Source organism: Peribacillus alkalitolerans (assembly GCF_010882125.1).
In the GTDB taxonomy this organism is placed as follows: domain Bacteria; phylum Bacillota; class Bacilli; order Bacillales; family DSM-1321; genus Bacillus_BN; species Bacillus_BN alkalitolerans.
This window is the reverse complement of sequence record NZ_JAAGVZ010000005.1, coordinates 210078-223727: the sequence shown is the minus strand read 5'-3', so window position 1 is coordinate 223727 and position 13650 is coordinate 210078. Positions and strand designations below refer to the sequence as shown.

Below are 13650 nucleotides of genomic sequence, written 5' to 3'. Positions count from 1 at the left end.
ATTACAGATTTTAGGAGGTAAAACTTACTAAAAAAATGGGTATTGACTTAAGTTAATGCCATTAATTTTACAGATTTTAGTATGTATTTTGTATTAGTGCTTTTAGATTATATGTAAATATTTTCCTGTATTTCCATAATAGTGAAATAGTAATTTAGGGTCTATTTGGAAATGAAGTCGAATTGTAGAAGGGTGTCAGAAAATTACCATTGAATACGAACGTATATTCTATTACTATTAAGGAGAAGATAAATACGAACATATATTCTGTTTTGAGGTGAGTACCGTGGACTATGACAAAATGCCAAATCATCATATCATGTGTGTGGATATGAAAAGCTTTTATGCAAGCTGTTCGGCTGTCATGAGGGGAGAGGATCCGCTCGAGTCATATATCGCCATTGTTGGGAATGAACAACGTAAAGGGAGTGTCGTTTTAGCGGCCTCACCGCGATTAAAAAAAGAGTTCGGGATTAAAACCGGCTCTCGGATGTTTGAAATCCCGAATGATCCACGCATTCAATTCGTCGAACCGAAGATGGCGACGTATTTGCGGATTTCTACTGAAATTACCCGATTGTTTCAGCGTTACGTACCAAAGGAAGCAATTCATACGTATAGTGTCGATGAAAGTTTTTTAAAGGTCGATGGGGCATTACCTTTATGGGGGGATGTCAAAACCATCGCCCAAAAAATCAAGGATGAAATTGAACGGGAATTCCAGCTTCCATGTGCGATTGGAATTGGTCCGAACATGCTGCTGGCAAAATTGTGCCTGGACTTGGAAGCGAAGAAGAAAGGCATTGCGCAGTGGACATATGAAGACGTGAAGGAAAAACTTTGGAAGGTTTCACCACTCAGTGAAATGTGGGGTATCGGAAGAAGGGTTCAGAAAACATTGAATGGAATGGGGATTTTCTCAGTCGGCCAACTCGCTAATTATAGCCTGGAAAAGCTGGAGAAAAAATTCGGTGTCATGGGTAACCAGTTGTATTACCATGCATGGGGAATCGACTTGTCTGAGATTGGGGCCCCAATTATGGAAGGGCAAATCAGTTTTGGAAAGAGTCAAATCTTGCTTCGGGATTATAAAGAGGAACATGAAATCAAACACGTCATTCTTGAAATATGTGAGGAGGTGGCCCGTCGGGCACGTACCCATCACAAGGCAGGAAGAACGATCAGTCTTGGGATTGGCTATAGCCAGGATGAGTTCGGGGGAGGATTTTTACGGTCTAGGTCGATTGAGCAGCCTACCAACATCACCATGGATTTATATAAAATTTGCCTCGAACTGTTCCACGAAAATTATGAAAGGAAAACGGTCCGGCAAATTTCCCTTTCGCTATCGAATATTACCGATGACGTACAAATGCAACTAACCTTATTTGAACCGAATCGATGGAAAAAAAGGGAGCTCGGATATACAGTGGATCGAATACGTGGTCGTTTTGGCTCTAAATCATTACTTCGCGCCGTCTCCTACACAGAAGCAGGAACAGCGGTCTATAGAAGTAAGCTAGTAGGGGGGCATAAAGCTTAGGCTAAGTGTTATTGAAAAAGGGGAGGGATGATCATGATTCGAGATCGAGGTCGTATTAAATGGACAGCGATGATGCTGCCTGAGCATGTGAAGATGCTACGGGATTGGGCGCACGAAGATACGTATGAACAAAAGGCATTACTCGATGAACAGCAGTTAGAAGAGATGAATTCCGTCATCGGGGAAGCGATGGAGTGCCGCTCTCTTGTTGCCATTACGTACTACGAAAACCGTCGTCATCATTTACTGATTGGATTCATTCATTATTACAATGATTTTAAAAAACAGCTCCATGTGGTAGATCGCTTTGAGGATAAGCATTATGTGGCTCTAATCGATATTGTGGATGTCCGTTTTTACTCGTAACAAGAAAAAGCGTAAGCGCCATCAAAACAATCCGAAAGCAGATTGTTCTACGGGTTTAAGGCGCAGACGTCATGTGGTCATAGCTGGCACTGCTCTGACTTCAAAAAGAAGCAGCACAAATTTGTGTGCTGCTTTAATAGAAAGCTCATTATTCAGTTGGTTTTTCCACGCGTACGACAGATTCGAATCTCCCTTTATGTGAAGCATCACAATATGGCATTTTAGCAGAAAGGCCACAGCGGCAAAGAGAAAATGCTGGTTTGGGTTCAAACACATTGCCTTCCCCATCGATAAGTTCAACATCGCCAGTAACACGGAATGAACCGTTATCATTTACTTTGATTTGTACTTTAGACATAAAAATCCTCCTTCAAAAGTTCACAGTATTGCTACATTTTACCTTAATCCTACCGATAAGTCTTTCCTTTTTCAATGCTTTTCTAAACATGCTACAATTATAGCGGGAACCTGATGAGTATTAGGTATAGGGCGTTTAAACTTTTTCAATTAAGGAGAGGATTCTATGATAATCACCTGGACAGATACAGCAAAAGCCAAACTGATTGAAAAAACGCAAGAACAGGACGGATATCTAAAATTAAAGTATGATACAGAAGGCTGCGGATGTGTAGTGAATGGAGTCCCTACGTTATGGTTTGTTTCTGAACTGGATGATGACGATCAAAAGGTAGAGACGAACGCAGGCGACATCTATGTGGAGAAATCAAAACAAATTTTCATGGATGACATCATGAAGATTGATTTTGTTAAAGATGCAAACTGCTTTCAATTAAAGAGCCCTGGCGGTATGCTGAATCCTAGAATGGGATTCGTAAAAAAAGTGCACTGATTCAAATCAGTGCATTTTTCCATATTGGACTAAAAATTCATCCACTGCTTCTTCATATTCCTTCATATTTTCATTCAATGATTGGGCATGAACTCCTTTAGACGCGATAAACAACTGTTTCGGTCCTTGCTTCTGTTCGTATAGACTACGGGTCATATCAGCAAGGATGAAGTCATCACTCGCGCTATGGATAAACAAAATAGGCTTTTGAATCTGTTTAATGGACGAAATAGGAGATACCTCCTTAAAAGTATAGCCTTCGCGAAGCTTCAAGAAGGCATCAGCAATCGGAAGGACAAGAGGAGAAGGTATTTTGAAATCGACTTTCAGTCGGTGCTTCAATTGGTCGGTGAAATCTGAGAATGGGCAATCGACAATATAAAAAGCTGGATCATCGGCAATCGTTCCGCCATACAACAATGCTGTGACAGCCCCCATCGATTCACCGTGAATGCCGAATTGCACATCCACTCCTTCACGTTTTTTTAGTTCGTCAATGACTGCCTTCAAATCCCATTTTTCATAATGGCCGTAGCTGCTCGTTTTGCCGCCAGAAAGCCCATGTCTGCGATGGTCGTATATGATCGCGTTAAAGCCACGTTCAATAAAAAGATTCATATATTTTACAGAGTTATATTTGTTCTCTGTAATTCCATGACAGAAAATCATCCATTTATTATAGGGATAAGGATGTACGAATAGACAATCCAATTCATAGCCAAAGGGAGAAGACACTTTTATCTTTGATTGAGGTAGTTGCTGCAGTGCCTGTGGAGAAATTCGTTTTGCTCCGACTTCGCGTTGCCAAATGAACTCATCCTCTTTTTTCTTCAAAAACATGATGCGATTAGTGAAAAACACACCAATCCCGACTATATATAAGATGAAACCAAACAAAATCCAAAGTCCGCCTTTTTTCAAAGTCCATCCCTCCATGAACGTGGAACTTCATATATAGTATATGAATTAGTGTATCACTAAATTTGAAAAAGTTCCCAAAAAAGGCGTGTAACTATGAAAAATGTGCTTTATGTTAAAAAGCAAACCCATCGAGTAAGAAGCACAATGGTATGTTAAAAGGCAAATCCATCACGTAAAAAGCAAAAACGGACACTAAAAAGCGCAAAATTTCATTATCAAGCGCATTTTTATAATAAAGTGCACAAATGTTTAATTATCGTGCATAAAAGCAGAGATTATTAAGAAATCAAATCCAAAATCATTAATCCAAAACCGCATTATGCTATAATACATACACAAGTAACCGTGGAGGATCATCAAATGAAAAAGAAAAAAACTCAGTCTCAGCGACCACAATCAAACAGTCAAAAAAAGGAGAAATTGACGCTTGGGGATATGCTGAATGCGCAGATACTAGACAAACTAAAAGAAACGAAATCTCAGTTGTCTGCTGAGGAACAGGCGAAAAAAGAGCAGGAAGAATTGAAACGAAAAGAAGAGCTAAAACGAAAAGAGAAAAATAAAACGTTTGAAGAATTATTAAATGAGAACCCAATGAATTGGGCTGATTATAAAAAATAATTACAGAAAAGGCTCCTGTCAACGATGAGACAGAAGCCTTATTTTATTCTTTTAATATAGAAGGAAGTCGAAGTAGAGACCAATTTTTATGAACAAGTGGAAATCATCGCCGGCAAAGCTTGCGCAGCCAAGTGTTCTGAAAAAAACACTAAATCCGATGGTCCAAATACACACTCGCCTTCGAAATATCTTTAATCCAATCCACCTCTTCACGCGTCAAATGTCCAGCTTTGACAGCACGGGCATTTTCGCGAACCTGTTCGATTGAACTCGCACCGGGAATCACGGTCGCAACGGTAGGATGGGAAAGTACATAATGAAGCGCTACTGCATTCATGTTTAGCTCAGCAAACTTTTCACGTAGTGACTCGAGTAACTCCTTCAAATCGTTAAAGGAATAATCCAGATATCCTTTTTCCAAAATACTTGGAGACGCTTTATCGAGCAATTTTTCGCTTAACAAACCTTTAGCCAAAGGTCCTCGAGCAATCATGCTGATTCCGTTCGCATCCAAAACAGGCATGACTTCCTCTGGACGACGATCCAAAACGCTATATTGCATCATAACAGATGAAAGGGAAGCTTTCTTAGAAAATGAGTGTATGACATTCGGTCGAATAGAAGAAATTCCATAATTCAAAATTAGCCCTTCACGTTTTAATTCTTCGAATGCTTCAATTACTTCATCGTGGTTGTCTTCCATCGTTCCGCCATGTAATTGATATAAATCGATATAATCTGTTTGGAGGCGTCGAAGGCTACCCTTGACTGCTTCAAAAATATACGATTTGGAAGCATCCCATCTCCAGCCTTGTTTGTCATCATTCCACCGATTACCAACCTTTGTTGCAAGAATGATATCCTTACGGCGAGATTTGATGGCATGTCCAACCAGCTCTTCATTCAATCCATAATCATAAAGGTCAGCCGTATCAATGAAATTGATGCCTTCCTCTAGAGCAGCTGAAATAATTGCAGCAGATTTTATTGGATTTGTGCCAAGCGACATCGCACCAAGTCCAATTTCTGAAACATACAAATTGGATTTGCCTAATTGTCTTTTTTTCATATGACCGCTCCTTCGAACCAATTTATCTATATTGTATCGAAAGAGAATGAACTTTCCTAAATAAACGCCTATTCTTTCACTTTTTTACAAGAGTTGTTTTGAGAGATTCCATCGATCCATTGCTGAACATATTGATATTGCTGACTGTATTCTTTCAATTTGTGTTTGATTTCCCATGCCTTGCCACTAAGAGTAATTCCTTTTTCATGCACATAGATTTTCATAGGATAACCTCCGATTGGTATAATGGTAAAATGTATGAACAATAGGTCAAAAAATAGAACTAGGAGATTCAATATGGATATGAAAAAATTTGAAGAAGTCACGATTTCAACAAAGCCTATCTATTCTGGAAAGGTGATCAGCCTTCAAGTGGATGAAGTTACTCTTCCAGATGGGAAAACAAGCAAAAGAGAAATCGTCAAGCACCCAGGGGCTGTGGCCGTAATAGCAATTACAGATGAGGGAAGAATCATCATGGTAGAGCAATACCGTAAAGCGATGGAAAGAAGCTTGGTAGAAATACCTGCAGGTAAGCTTGAACCTGGGGAAGAGCCATTGAATACAGCCAAACGAGAGTTAGATGAAGAAACAGGATACGAGTGTGAAACAATGGAGCCACTAATCTCTTTTTACACATCACCTGGATTTGCAGATGAGATTATCCATCTTTTTGTAGCTAAAGGGTTAAAGAAAAAAGATGAGTCGGCAGCGTGTGATGATGACGAATTTGTTGAATTGCTAGAGCTGACGTTAGAAGAAGCAATGCAATATATAAAAGAAGAAAAAATTCAAGACGCCAAGACTGCGTACGCTGTTCAATATTTACAACTACAGCAGCTGATGGGGAAATAATACAGAATGCATCGGATATTAGCCGGTGCTTTTTTTTGTTTTTGGTTGGTTTCGTAAAGTTTGGTTGATTTTTGAATGTAATTTAATTTTAACGATCTGAGTTGATTGTAGCGGAGGGTACTTGACTCCTCGAAAATGTATTCGCATTTCCTTGGTACGGTGTTTATTCGAGGAAGTTTATTCAATGTCCGGGGGGAAAAAGTGGGAAGTGGGAGACCCTACAGGCGGTAACGCCGAGGAGGCCCCCATCCCTCCCCGCGGAAAGCAACAAATAAACTTTATAGTCTATAAACAATAACCTATACGAAAAGAGCTTTTTTGCAGAAAAATAAAAGGCTAGATTAACAGAGCCTTTCTATAAAACTACCAAATTGAAAAATGTAATCCTCCTGTCATAAATGGCTTAGATCATCCATACAATCTAGTAAGCATAAAACAGGAGGAAAAAATAGAATGAAGAAAAAATCGGCCTTTCAAAACGTAGCAATCGCTCATTTCAATGAACATTCCTCATTGTATGTATTTATCATTGTCTTATTTTTGATGGGGGTTATCTTCGGGGCAGTCATCGTCAATAGTTTAAGCTTTACTCAAAAGGAAGATTTGTTCTATTATTTGGGACAATTTTTCGGACAAGTTTCAGAAGGGAATTTATCCCCTTCTTATGATATGTTTCTTCAAAGCCTTCAGCATAATATGAAATACATTGTCCTAATATGGATATTAGGAGTTTCAATCATCGGCATTCCGGTCATATTGATATTATTGTTTTTAAAAGGGATGGTCGTAGGGTTCACTGTAGGATTCCTTGTGAATCAAATGGGGTGGAGTGGATTTGGTGTAGCCTTTGTATCGATACTTCCACAAAATATATTGATTGTACCTGTTTTTATCTTCATCACCACGTTAGCGTTATCATTAACCATTAAAATTGTTCGACGGATTATAATGAAGAACGTTCGTGAACCATTGAAGCCAATCATTTTTAAATATGTATTTTCCTTACTCATTAGCTTCTTGCTTTTGTCAGGAGCGGCTGCAATAGAAGCTTATTTTTCCCCTCCCTTAATGAAAACTGTAATTGGTGATAATTTTATTAAAAAATAATAATTTTTATTTAATAATCATTATTTATATTTATTTATAATAATTGTATTTTGACAGTTCCCTCCCATTTGATATAATAGTAAGGAAGTGGCGAGGGAGGGATTATTGTGGAAACAAGACTAGATAGAATAAAAAAGCAGTTGCACTCGTCCAGTTACAAATTGACTCCTCAACGGGAAGCTACCGTCCGAGTTTTACTAGAGCACGAAGAGGATCATTTAAGTGCTGAAGACGTGTACCTCCTAGTAAAAGAGAAATCGCCGGAAATTGGGTTAGCAACTGTATACCGAACACTGGAATTATTAACTGAACTTAAAATAGTCGATAAAATCAATTTTGGGGATGGCGTTTCCCGTTACGACCTGAGACAGGAAGGGGCTGCACATTTTCATCATCATTTAGTATGTATTGAATGTGGTGCTGTTGATGAGATTCAGGACGACCTGCTAGAAGATGTGGAAGCCATTGTAGAGCGGGATTGGAATTTCAAAATCAAAGACCATAGATTGACATTCCATGGAATCTGCCATCGTTGTCATTCTAAAGAAGAAAATAACGAACAAGAATAATACATAAAAATGCTTTATTTTCTAAAGGGAAAATAAAGCATTTTTTATTTTTGCTGTTTTCTTAAAGTTTATTGCTTTTTTGTAATTTATTTAACTATCTGAGTTGATTGTAGTGGAGGGCACTTGACTCCAGCGGGAAAAAGAGGGAAGTGGGAGACCCCACAGGCGGTAACGCCGAGGAGACTCCCTCCTCCCCACGGAAAGCAAGTGCCTCTCGTTACAATCAACGGACCTTTTTCCTCCAAATAACGTATAAATCTTGTCCGACGTGGCATAGATTGTAATATCAAGTGTTCGGAGGAAAGCAAATGAAGCAATCCATTAAACTAATCCTGCATACGACAAAAGTATTTATACTATTCGTAGGCTTTACTATTCTTTTTTATTTTGGAATGGTATGGTTAAATCAAGAATATGAGAATTATCATCGATACGATGAACCAAATGGGACCGCGATCAAGGCTTCAGCTCCCGTAGCAGAGGAGGGTAACTGGATTGATCGCTTGAAGCTGTTCTATATGAGTGGGGAGTAATGGGATGCAGGATCAAATTCGAGATTTCATACATTTTTTAACCGTTGAAAAGGGACTTGCTAAAAACACGCTCGTCTCGTATACAAGAGACTTGAAATCCTATCTAAAATATCTTCAACAAATCGAACAAATAACAAATTGGAATACTGTTTCTAGGGGACAAATCGTCCATTTTCTTGGGCATCTCAAGCAGCAAGGGAAGTCTTCAAGGACATTGGCGAGACATATTGCTTCCATCAGATCTTATCATCAGTTTTTGCTAAGGGAAAAGGTGACGGAGCAAGATCCTTCTGTACATATTGAAAGCCCTCAACCTGAACGATCTCTACCAAAAGTGATGAGCATGGAGGAAGTAGAAGCCCTCTTAGAGGTTCCTGAAAAAAATGATGTATTTGGAGCACGGGACAAAGCAATGCTCGAATTATTGTATGCGACTGGAATGAGGGTCAGTGAACTAATAGGATTAGATGTTTCGGATGTTCATGCGACGATGGGCTTTGTGCGTTGTGTGGGGAAGGGAAATAAGGAAAGGATTATTCCTATTGGGAGAACAGCTCTTTCTGCAATCGAGCATTATCTAGGAGCCAGTAGACAAACGCTTATGAACCGTAAGAATAAAACAGATGCTCTCTTCCTGAATCATCATGGCAATCGTCTTACACGGCAAGGATTTTGGAAAATCCTAAAAAAACTTGCTAACGAAGCAAGGATTGAAAAGGAACTTACACCTCATACGTTAAGGCACTCGTTTGCGACACATTTATTGATGAACGGGGCAGATTTAAGATCGGTACAAGAAATGTTAGGACACGCCGATATTTCTACAACTCAGATATACACACATGTAACCAATGTTCGCTTGAAGGATGTCTATAAAAAATTCCATCCTCGTGCCTGAAATTACTAGACTCAAAGATTAATAGAAGTGCAAAAGAAATCAGGGTACCCTGATTTCTTTTGTAGCTATAGCAATGCTGCCCGTTTCCGGTTCAAGAGAAAGAAAAAGGGAATCACACGAGCCCAATGAGGATTATTTTAAATCAACGAAGGAAAAGGCACCGAAAAGGAAAAATTACTAGTTGAAGGTTTTGTGAATATTACAGGAGATTTCTTTACTTTGGATTGATCAATCGATTACAATGTAGAGGTCAGACTTCCGACGAATGTTGTGTATGAAAAACGGTTATTTCTACCCTAACAAGGGGAAGATACAGAATTAGAGACGACTAAGATCAGAATGGGAGGATCTCATGAAATCATATAAAAATTTTAAGCGTATTTTTTTGGTAGTTATGGACTCCGTCGGGATTGGTGAAGCACCAGATGCTGAGAAGTTTGGAGATAATGGGGCTCATACGCTAGGTCATATCGCTGAGAAAATGAACGGTTTGAACATGCCAAATATGGAAAAACTAGGCCTTGGAAATATCGAGGATATAAAAGGGATTTCTAAAGTAAATGAGCCAATGGCTTATTATACAAAAGTTCAAGAAGCTTCAAACGGCAAGGATACAATGACAGGTCACTGGGAAATCATGGGCTTGAACATTGAAACTCCTTTCAAAGTCTTCCCAGAAGGTTTTCCGCCTGAATTGATTCAAGAATTAGAAGAAAAATCAGGAAGAAAAGTAATTGGTAATAAACCAGCGAGCGGCACTGAAATATTAGATGAGCTCGGAAAAGAGCATATGGAAACAGGAGCGTTAATTGTGTATACGTCTGCTGATTCTGTTTTGCAAATAGCTGCTCATGAGGAAATCGTACCTTTAGATGAATTATACAAAATTTGTGAATTAGCACGTAAAATGACATTACGTGAAGAGTATATGATTGGAAGAATTATCGCTCGACCTTTCTTGGGAGAAGCAGGAAACTTTAAGCGCACTTCGAATCGCCATGACTATGCATTAAAGCCGTTTGATCCAACGGTAATGAATGCATTAAAGGATTCAGGATATGATGTGCTTGCAATCGGGAAAATTTCTGACATTTTTGATGGTGAAGGGGTAACTCAATCGTTACGTACAGTTTCGAACATGGATGGCATGGACAAATTGCTTGAAACAATCAATATGGAGTTTACAGGCATGAGCTTTTCAAACCTAGTAGATTTTGACGCATTGTTTGGACATAGACGTGATCCAATTGGTTATGGAAAAGCTTTGGAAGAATATGATGTGAGACTGGCAGAAGTGTTGCCACAGCTTCAAGATGAAGATTTACTTATTATCACTGCTGACCACGGAAACGATCCAGTACACCCTGGAACGGACCATACTAGAGAATATGTACCTTTATTAGTGTATTCGAAGTCTTTACAAACACCGGGCAAGCTTCCAATCATGGATACTTTCGCAGATATTGGAGCAACAGTTGCTGATAATTTCGAAGTGAAAATGCCTGTTTACGGTAAAAGTTTTTTACAAGAATTGAAATAGAACGGAGAGAGAACCATGTTTGAACAAGCTCAAAAAGCCGCTCAATCTATTGAAGCAAAAATAAGCAATAAGCCGGAAATTGGACTAATCCTAGGTTCTGGTCTGGGAGTATTGGCAGATGAAATCGAAAACCCAGTAAAAATCCCTTATGAAGAAATTCCAAATTTTCCAACGTCTACTGTCCAAGGACATGCAGGGCAATTAGTCATTGGTGAATTGAATGGTAAAACGGTCATTGCGATGCAAGGTCGCTTCCATTTCTACGAAGGATACTCAATGGATAAAGTTACGTTCCCAGTACGAGTAATGAAATTACTTGGGGTTGAAAAGCTGATTGTGACGAATGCTGCAGGTGGAGTGAACGAAAGTTTCTCAGCTGGAGATTTGATGATTATCACAGACCATATTAACAATTTCGGAACAAACCCATTGATGGGCCATAATGATGAACGATTTGGACCAAGATTCCCAGATATGTCTCAAGCTTATGATGCTCAGTTTATTGCAATTGCAAAGGATGAAGCAAGAAAACAAAGCATAGATGTCAAAGAAGGAGTCTATGTAGGAAACTTTGGCCCTGCATACGAAACTCCAGCTGAGGTACGACTTGCACGTATTTGGGGTGGAGATGCAGTTGGTATGTCTACTGTACCGGAAGTAATTGTGGCTCGTCATTCGGGTATGAGAGTCCTAGGAATTTCTTGTATCACGAACATGGCAGCAGGAATCCTTGATCAGCCACTATCTCATGATGAAGTGATTGAGACGACAGAAAAAGTAAAATCAAGCTTTTTAAGCTATGTAAAAGGATTAGTTGAGAGCATTTAACAACTGATAAAGGATGGTAACCCAACATGAGAATGGTTGATTTAATTGAAAAGAAACGCGACGGACTTGAATTATCGACTGAAGAAATTACATTCATAATTAATGGCTTCACGAATGGAAGTATCCCTGATTATCAAATGAGTGCACTTAGCATGGCAATTTTCTTTAAAGGCATGACTGATAAGGAACGCGCTGATTTAACAATGGCTATGGTCAAATCAGGAGATCAAATTGATTTGTCGGCCATTGAAGGTGTAAAAGTAGATAAACACAGTACGGGCGGTGTAGGCGATACGACTACACTTGTACTTGGCCCACTAGTCGCTGCCTTAGATGTACCTGTTGCAAAAATGTCAGGTCGTGGACTTGGCCATACAGGTGGAACAATTGATAAACTTGAGGCTGTTGAAGGCTTCCATGTGGAAATTGAAAAAGAAGAATTCATCGATTTAGTGAATAAGAATAAAATCGCGGTTATCGGACAGACAGGTAATTTAACGCCTGCTGACAAAAAGTTATATGCATTGCGTGACGTAACTGCGACAGTAGATAGCATCCCATTAATAGCAAGCTCCATTATGAGTAAGAAAATAGCTGCTGGTGCAGATGCAATCGTTTTGGATGTAAAGACAGGAGCAGGGGCTTTCATGAAAACAGTGGAAGATTCTGAAGCACTTGCAAAAGCGATGGTAGGCATCGGAAACAATGTAGGACGTAAAACAATGGCGGTTATCTCAGATATGAGTCAACCACTCGGATATGCAATCGGAAACGCTTTAGAAGTAAAGGAAGCGATCGATACATTAAAAGGCGAAGGTCCAGAAGATTTAACCGAACTTTGTCTTGTTCTAGGTAGCCACATGGTTTACCTTGCTGAAAAAGCGTCTTCATTAGAAGAAGCAAGAAAAATGCTAGTTGAAGTGATGGAAAATGGAGCGGCTTTGGAGAAGTTTAAATTGTTCCTATCTTCACAAGGTGGAGATGGATCAGTCATCGACGATCCAACAAAGCTTCCTAAGGCACAATATACTTTTGAACTTGAAGCAAAAGAAGATGGTTATGTAAGAGAAATCGTTGCGGATGAAGTAGGGACAGCTGCAATGCTTCTAGGTGCTGGCCGTGCGACGAAAGAATCCGTGATTGATTTAGCGGTAGGTTTAATGCTGAATAAAAAAATCGGAGATGAAGTCAAAAAAGGCGAATCATTAGTAACGATTCATAGCAATTTCGAAGATGTAGAAAAAGTAAAAGAAATGTTATATGAAAACATTATCGTTTCTTCAGAGAAAGTAGAAAAACCAACACTTATTTATAAAGAGATTATGCTGTAGTAAGAAAAGCCACGGACTAGCACGTCTTGTGTGTCGGTGCTAGAAACTGGTCTAACTTCAAAAGTTATACTTCCTAATCTATTAATAAAGGCTGTTCCCAAAAATGGGAGCAGCCTTTTTCTTATTTATGAAATTCTAAAAACTCAATTCTATTCCCAAATGGATCACTGACAAAAAAGCGTGATCTTCCAGCAATCGGGGTATCTTCCTTAATTGCCACACCGCATTCCTCTAAGCGAGCCTGAAGCTGTTTAAGCTCCACGATTGTAAAAGCGGGGTGTGCTTTTTTGGCAGGACTAAAGTTTTGTTCAACCCCAATATGAAGTTCTTGGTTACCTACCTTGAACCATACCCCTCCTCGTCCTTGAAGGGACTCTGGTTTAGGGATCTCTTCCATGCCAAGAATGTCACCAAAAAATTTCCTTGCTGCCACTTCACAACCTTGAGGTGCTGCCAATTGGATATGTTCAATTCCTAAAATTTTATAATTCATTGTAATGTTACCTCCCCAAAAAAAGCATACTTCTATCCAATTCTAGATAAGTTTAACATCCCCTTTGTAATTAGTAAAAAAATCCATTAATAAGTCTTTTATAAAGAGGAAACATTTGTATAAAAC

The 13650-nt window shown here is 39.1% G+C and carries 17 protein-coding genes; 12 read left to right on the top strand and 5 right to left on the bottom strand.

The window, feature by feature from the left end; genetic code table 11:
• The first annotated feature begins 301 nt into the window (after window positions 1-301).
• Window positions 302-1543 carry a Y-family DNA polymerase gene (locus G3O09_RS08570; protein ID WP_163101120.1) on the top strand — a complete coding sequence of 414 codons (1242 nt, stop codon included), beginning with the start codon at window positions 302-304 and terminating at the stop codon, window positions 1541-1543.
• Window positions 1544-1576: 33 nt separating this feature from the next.
• Window positions 1577-1909, top strand: a complete 333-nt coding sequence (locus tag G3O09_RS08565; RefSeq protein WP_163101079.1) for a YolD-like family protein — start codon at window positions 1577-1579, stop codon at window positions 1907-1909.
• A gap of 148 nt (window positions 1910-2057) precedes the next feature.
• On the opposite strand, the gene G3O09_RS08560 is transcribed toward G3O09_RS08565, so the two are convergent.
• Complete coding sequence (locus G3O09_RS08560; protein ID WP_163101078.1) at window positions 2058-2267, bottom strand: CDGSH iron-sulfur domain-containing protein; 210 nt, start codon at window positions 2265-2267, stop codon at window positions 2058-2060.
• 165 nt (window positions 2268-2432) lie between these two features.
• On the opposite strand from G3O09_RS08560, the gene G3O09_RS08555 reads away from it, so the two are divergent.
• A complete protein-coding gene (locus G3O09_RS08555; RefSeq protein ID WP_163101077.1) occupies window positions 2433-2759 on the top strand; it encodes an iron-sulfur cluster biosynthesis family protein in 327 nt (108 codons plus the stop codon).
• A 6-nt stretch (window positions 2760-2765) separates the two neighbouring features.
• Here the strand turns inward: G3O09_RS08555 and G3O09_RS08550 are convergent, their stop codons facing one another.
• Window positions 2766-3680: an alpha/beta hydrolase gene (locus G3O09_RS08550; RefSeq protein ID WP_240338381.1), complete on the bottom strand. Its 915-nt coding sequence runs from the start codon at window positions 3678-3680 to the stop codon at window positions 2766-2768.
• A 360-nt stretch (window positions 3681-4040) separates the two neighbouring features.
• On the opposite strand from G3O09_RS08550, the gene G3O09_RS08545 reads away from it, so the two are divergent.
• Window positions 4041-4301, top strand: coding sequence for a YqkE family protein (locus G3O09_RS08545; RefSeq protein WP_163101075.1), 261 nt, complete (start codon window positions 4041-4043; stop codon window positions 4299-4301).
• A gap of 148 nt (window positions 4302-4449) precedes the next feature.
• Here the strand turns inward: G3O09_RS08545 and G3O09_RS08540 are convergent, their stop codons facing one another.
• Window positions 4450-5370 (bottom strand): aldo/keto reductase, encoded by a 921-nt coding sequence (locus G3O09_RS08540; protein ID WP_163101074.1) that lies wholly within the window; start codon window positions 5368-5370, stop codon window positions 4450-4452.
• A gap of 68 nt (window positions 5371-5438) precedes the next feature.
• Entirely contained in the window at window positions 5439-5594 is a 156-nt protein-coding gene (gene mciZ, locus G3O09_RS08535; protein WP_163101073.1) for a Z-ring formation inhibitor MciZ, read from the bottom strand.
• 79 nt (window positions 5595-5673) lie between these two features.
• On the opposite strand from mciZ, the gene G3O09_RS08530 reads away from it, so the two are divergent.
• The 8 genes from G3O09_RS08530 to G3O09_RS08495 all read left to right on the top strand — a co-directional run bounded on the left by G3O09_RS08530 (window position 5674) and on the right by G3O09_RS08495 (window position 13031).
• On the top strand, window positions 5674-6225 hold the full coding sequence (locus tag G3O09_RS08530; protein ID WP_163101119.1) for an NUDIX domain-containing protein: 552 nt from the start codon (window positions 5674-5676) through the stop codon (window positions 6223-6225).
• Between the two features lie 453 nt (window positions 6226-6678).
• The gene (gene spoIIM / locus G3O09_RS08525; protein ID WP_163101072.1) at window positions 6679-7332 is read left to right on the top strand and encodes a stage II sporulation protein M; all 654 of its coding nucleotides are present in this window, start codon (window positions 6679-6681) and stop codon (window positions 7330-7332) included.
• Window positions 7333-7439: 107 nt separating this feature from the next.
• Window positions 7440-7901, top strand: coding sequence for a ferric iron uptake transcriptional regulator (fur, locus tag G3O09_RS08520; protein WP_163101071.1), 462 nt, complete (start codon window positions 7440-7442; stop codon window positions 7899-7901).
• Window positions 7902-8209: 308 nt separating this feature from the next.
• Window positions 8210-8434 carry a YqzK family protein gene (locus tag G3O09_RS08515; protein WP_163101070.1) on the top strand — a complete coding sequence of 75 codons (225 nt, stop codon included), beginning with the start codon at window positions 8210-8212 and terminating at the stop codon, window positions 8432-8434.
• Between the two features lie 4 nt (window positions 8435-8438).
• Window positions 8439-9332 carry a site-specific tyrosine recombinase XerD gene (gene xerD / locus G3O09_RS08510; RefSeq protein WP_163101069.1) on the top strand — a complete coding sequence of 298 codons (894 nt, stop codon included), beginning with the start codon at window positions 8439-8441 and terminating at the stop codon, window positions 9330-9332.
• Between the two features lie 352 nt (window positions 9333-9684).
• Window positions 9685-10872, top strand: coding sequence for a phosphopentomutase (gene deoB / locus G3O09_RS08505; protein ID WP_163101068.1), 1188 nt, complete (start codon window positions 9685-9687; stop codon window positions 10870-10872).
• 15 nt (window positions 10873-10887) lie between these two features.
• Window positions 10888-11700, top strand: coding sequence for a purine-nucleoside phosphorylase (locus G3O09_RS08500; protein ID WP_163101067.1), 813 nt, complete (start codon window positions 10888-10890; stop codon window positions 11698-11700).
• Window positions 11701-11726: 26 nt separating this feature from the next.
• Window positions 11727-13031, top strand: coding sequence for a pyrimidine-nucleoside phosphorylase (locus G3O09_RS08495; protein WP_163101066.1), 1305 nt, complete (start codon window positions 11727-11729; stop codon window positions 13029-13031).
• A 121-nt stretch (window positions 13032-13152) separates the two neighbouring features.
• Here G3O09_RS08495 and G3O09_RS08490 read toward each other — a convergent pair whose 3' ends face one another.
• Complete coding sequence (locus G3O09_RS08490) at window positions 13153-13524, bottom strand: VOC family protein (protein ID WP_163101065.1); 372 nt, start codon at window positions 13522-13524, stop codon at window positions 13153-13155.
• Between the last annotated feature and the right edge of the window lie 126 nt (window positions 13525-13650).

Coding starts and splice junctions, on each gene's coding strand:
- mciZ (WP_163101073.1), bottom strand. CDS start 5,594: ATGAAAATCTATGTGCATGAAAAAGGAATTACTCTTAGTGGCAAGGCA.
- G3O09_RS08565 (WP_163101079.1), top strand. CDS start 1,577: ATGATTCGAGATCGAGGTCGTATTAAATGGACAGCGATGATGCTGCCT.
- G3O09_RS08500 (WP_163101067.1), top strand. CDS start 10,888: ATGTTTGAACAAGCTCAAAAAGCCGCTCAATCTATTGAAGCAAAAATA.
- G3O09_RS08490 (WP_163101065.1), bottom strand. CDS start 13,524: ATGAATTATAAAATTTTAGGAATTGAACATATCCAATTGGCAGCACCT.
- deoB (WP_163101068.1), top strand. CDS start 9,685: ATGAAATCATATAAAAATTTTAAGCGTATTTTTTTGGTAGTTATGGAC.
- G3O09_RS08540 (WP_163101074.1), bottom strand. CDS start 5,370: ATGAAAAAAAGACAATTAGGCAAATCCAATTTGTATGTTTCAGAAATT.
- G3O09_RS08515 (WP_163101070.1), top strand. CDS start 8,210: ATGAAGCAATCCATTAAACTAATCCTGCATACGACAAAAGTATTTATA.
- G3O09_RS08530 (WP_163101119.1), top strand. CDS start 5,674: ATGAAAAAATTTGAAGAAGTCACGATTTCAACAAAGCCTATCTATTCT.
- G3O09_RS08495 (WP_163101066.1), top strand. CDS start 11,727: ATGAGAATGGTTGATTTAATTGAAAAGAAACGCGACGGACTTGAATTA.
- G3O09_RS08560 (WP_163101078.1), bottom strand. CDS start 2,267: ATGTCTAAAGTACAAATCAAAGTAAATGATAACGGTTCATTCCGTGTT.
- G3O09_RS08545 (WP_163101075.1), top strand. CDS start 4,041: ATGAAAAAGAAAAAAACTCAGTCTCAGCGACCACAATCAAACAGTCAA.
- G3O09_RS08555 (WP_163101077.1), top strand. CDS start 2,433: ATGATAATCACCTGGACAGATACAGCAAAAGCCAAACTGATTGAAAAA.
- G3O09_RS08570 (WP_163101120.1), top strand. CDS start 302: ATGCCAAATCATCATATCATGTGTGTGGATATGAAAAGCTTTTATGCA.
- spoIIM (WP_163101072.1), top strand. CDS start 6,679: ATGAAGAAAAAATCGGCCTTTCAAAACGTAGCAATCGCTCATTTCAAT.
- xerD (WP_163101069.1), top strand. CDS start 8,439: ATGCAGGATCAAATTCGAGATTTCATACATTTTTTAACCGTTGAAAAG.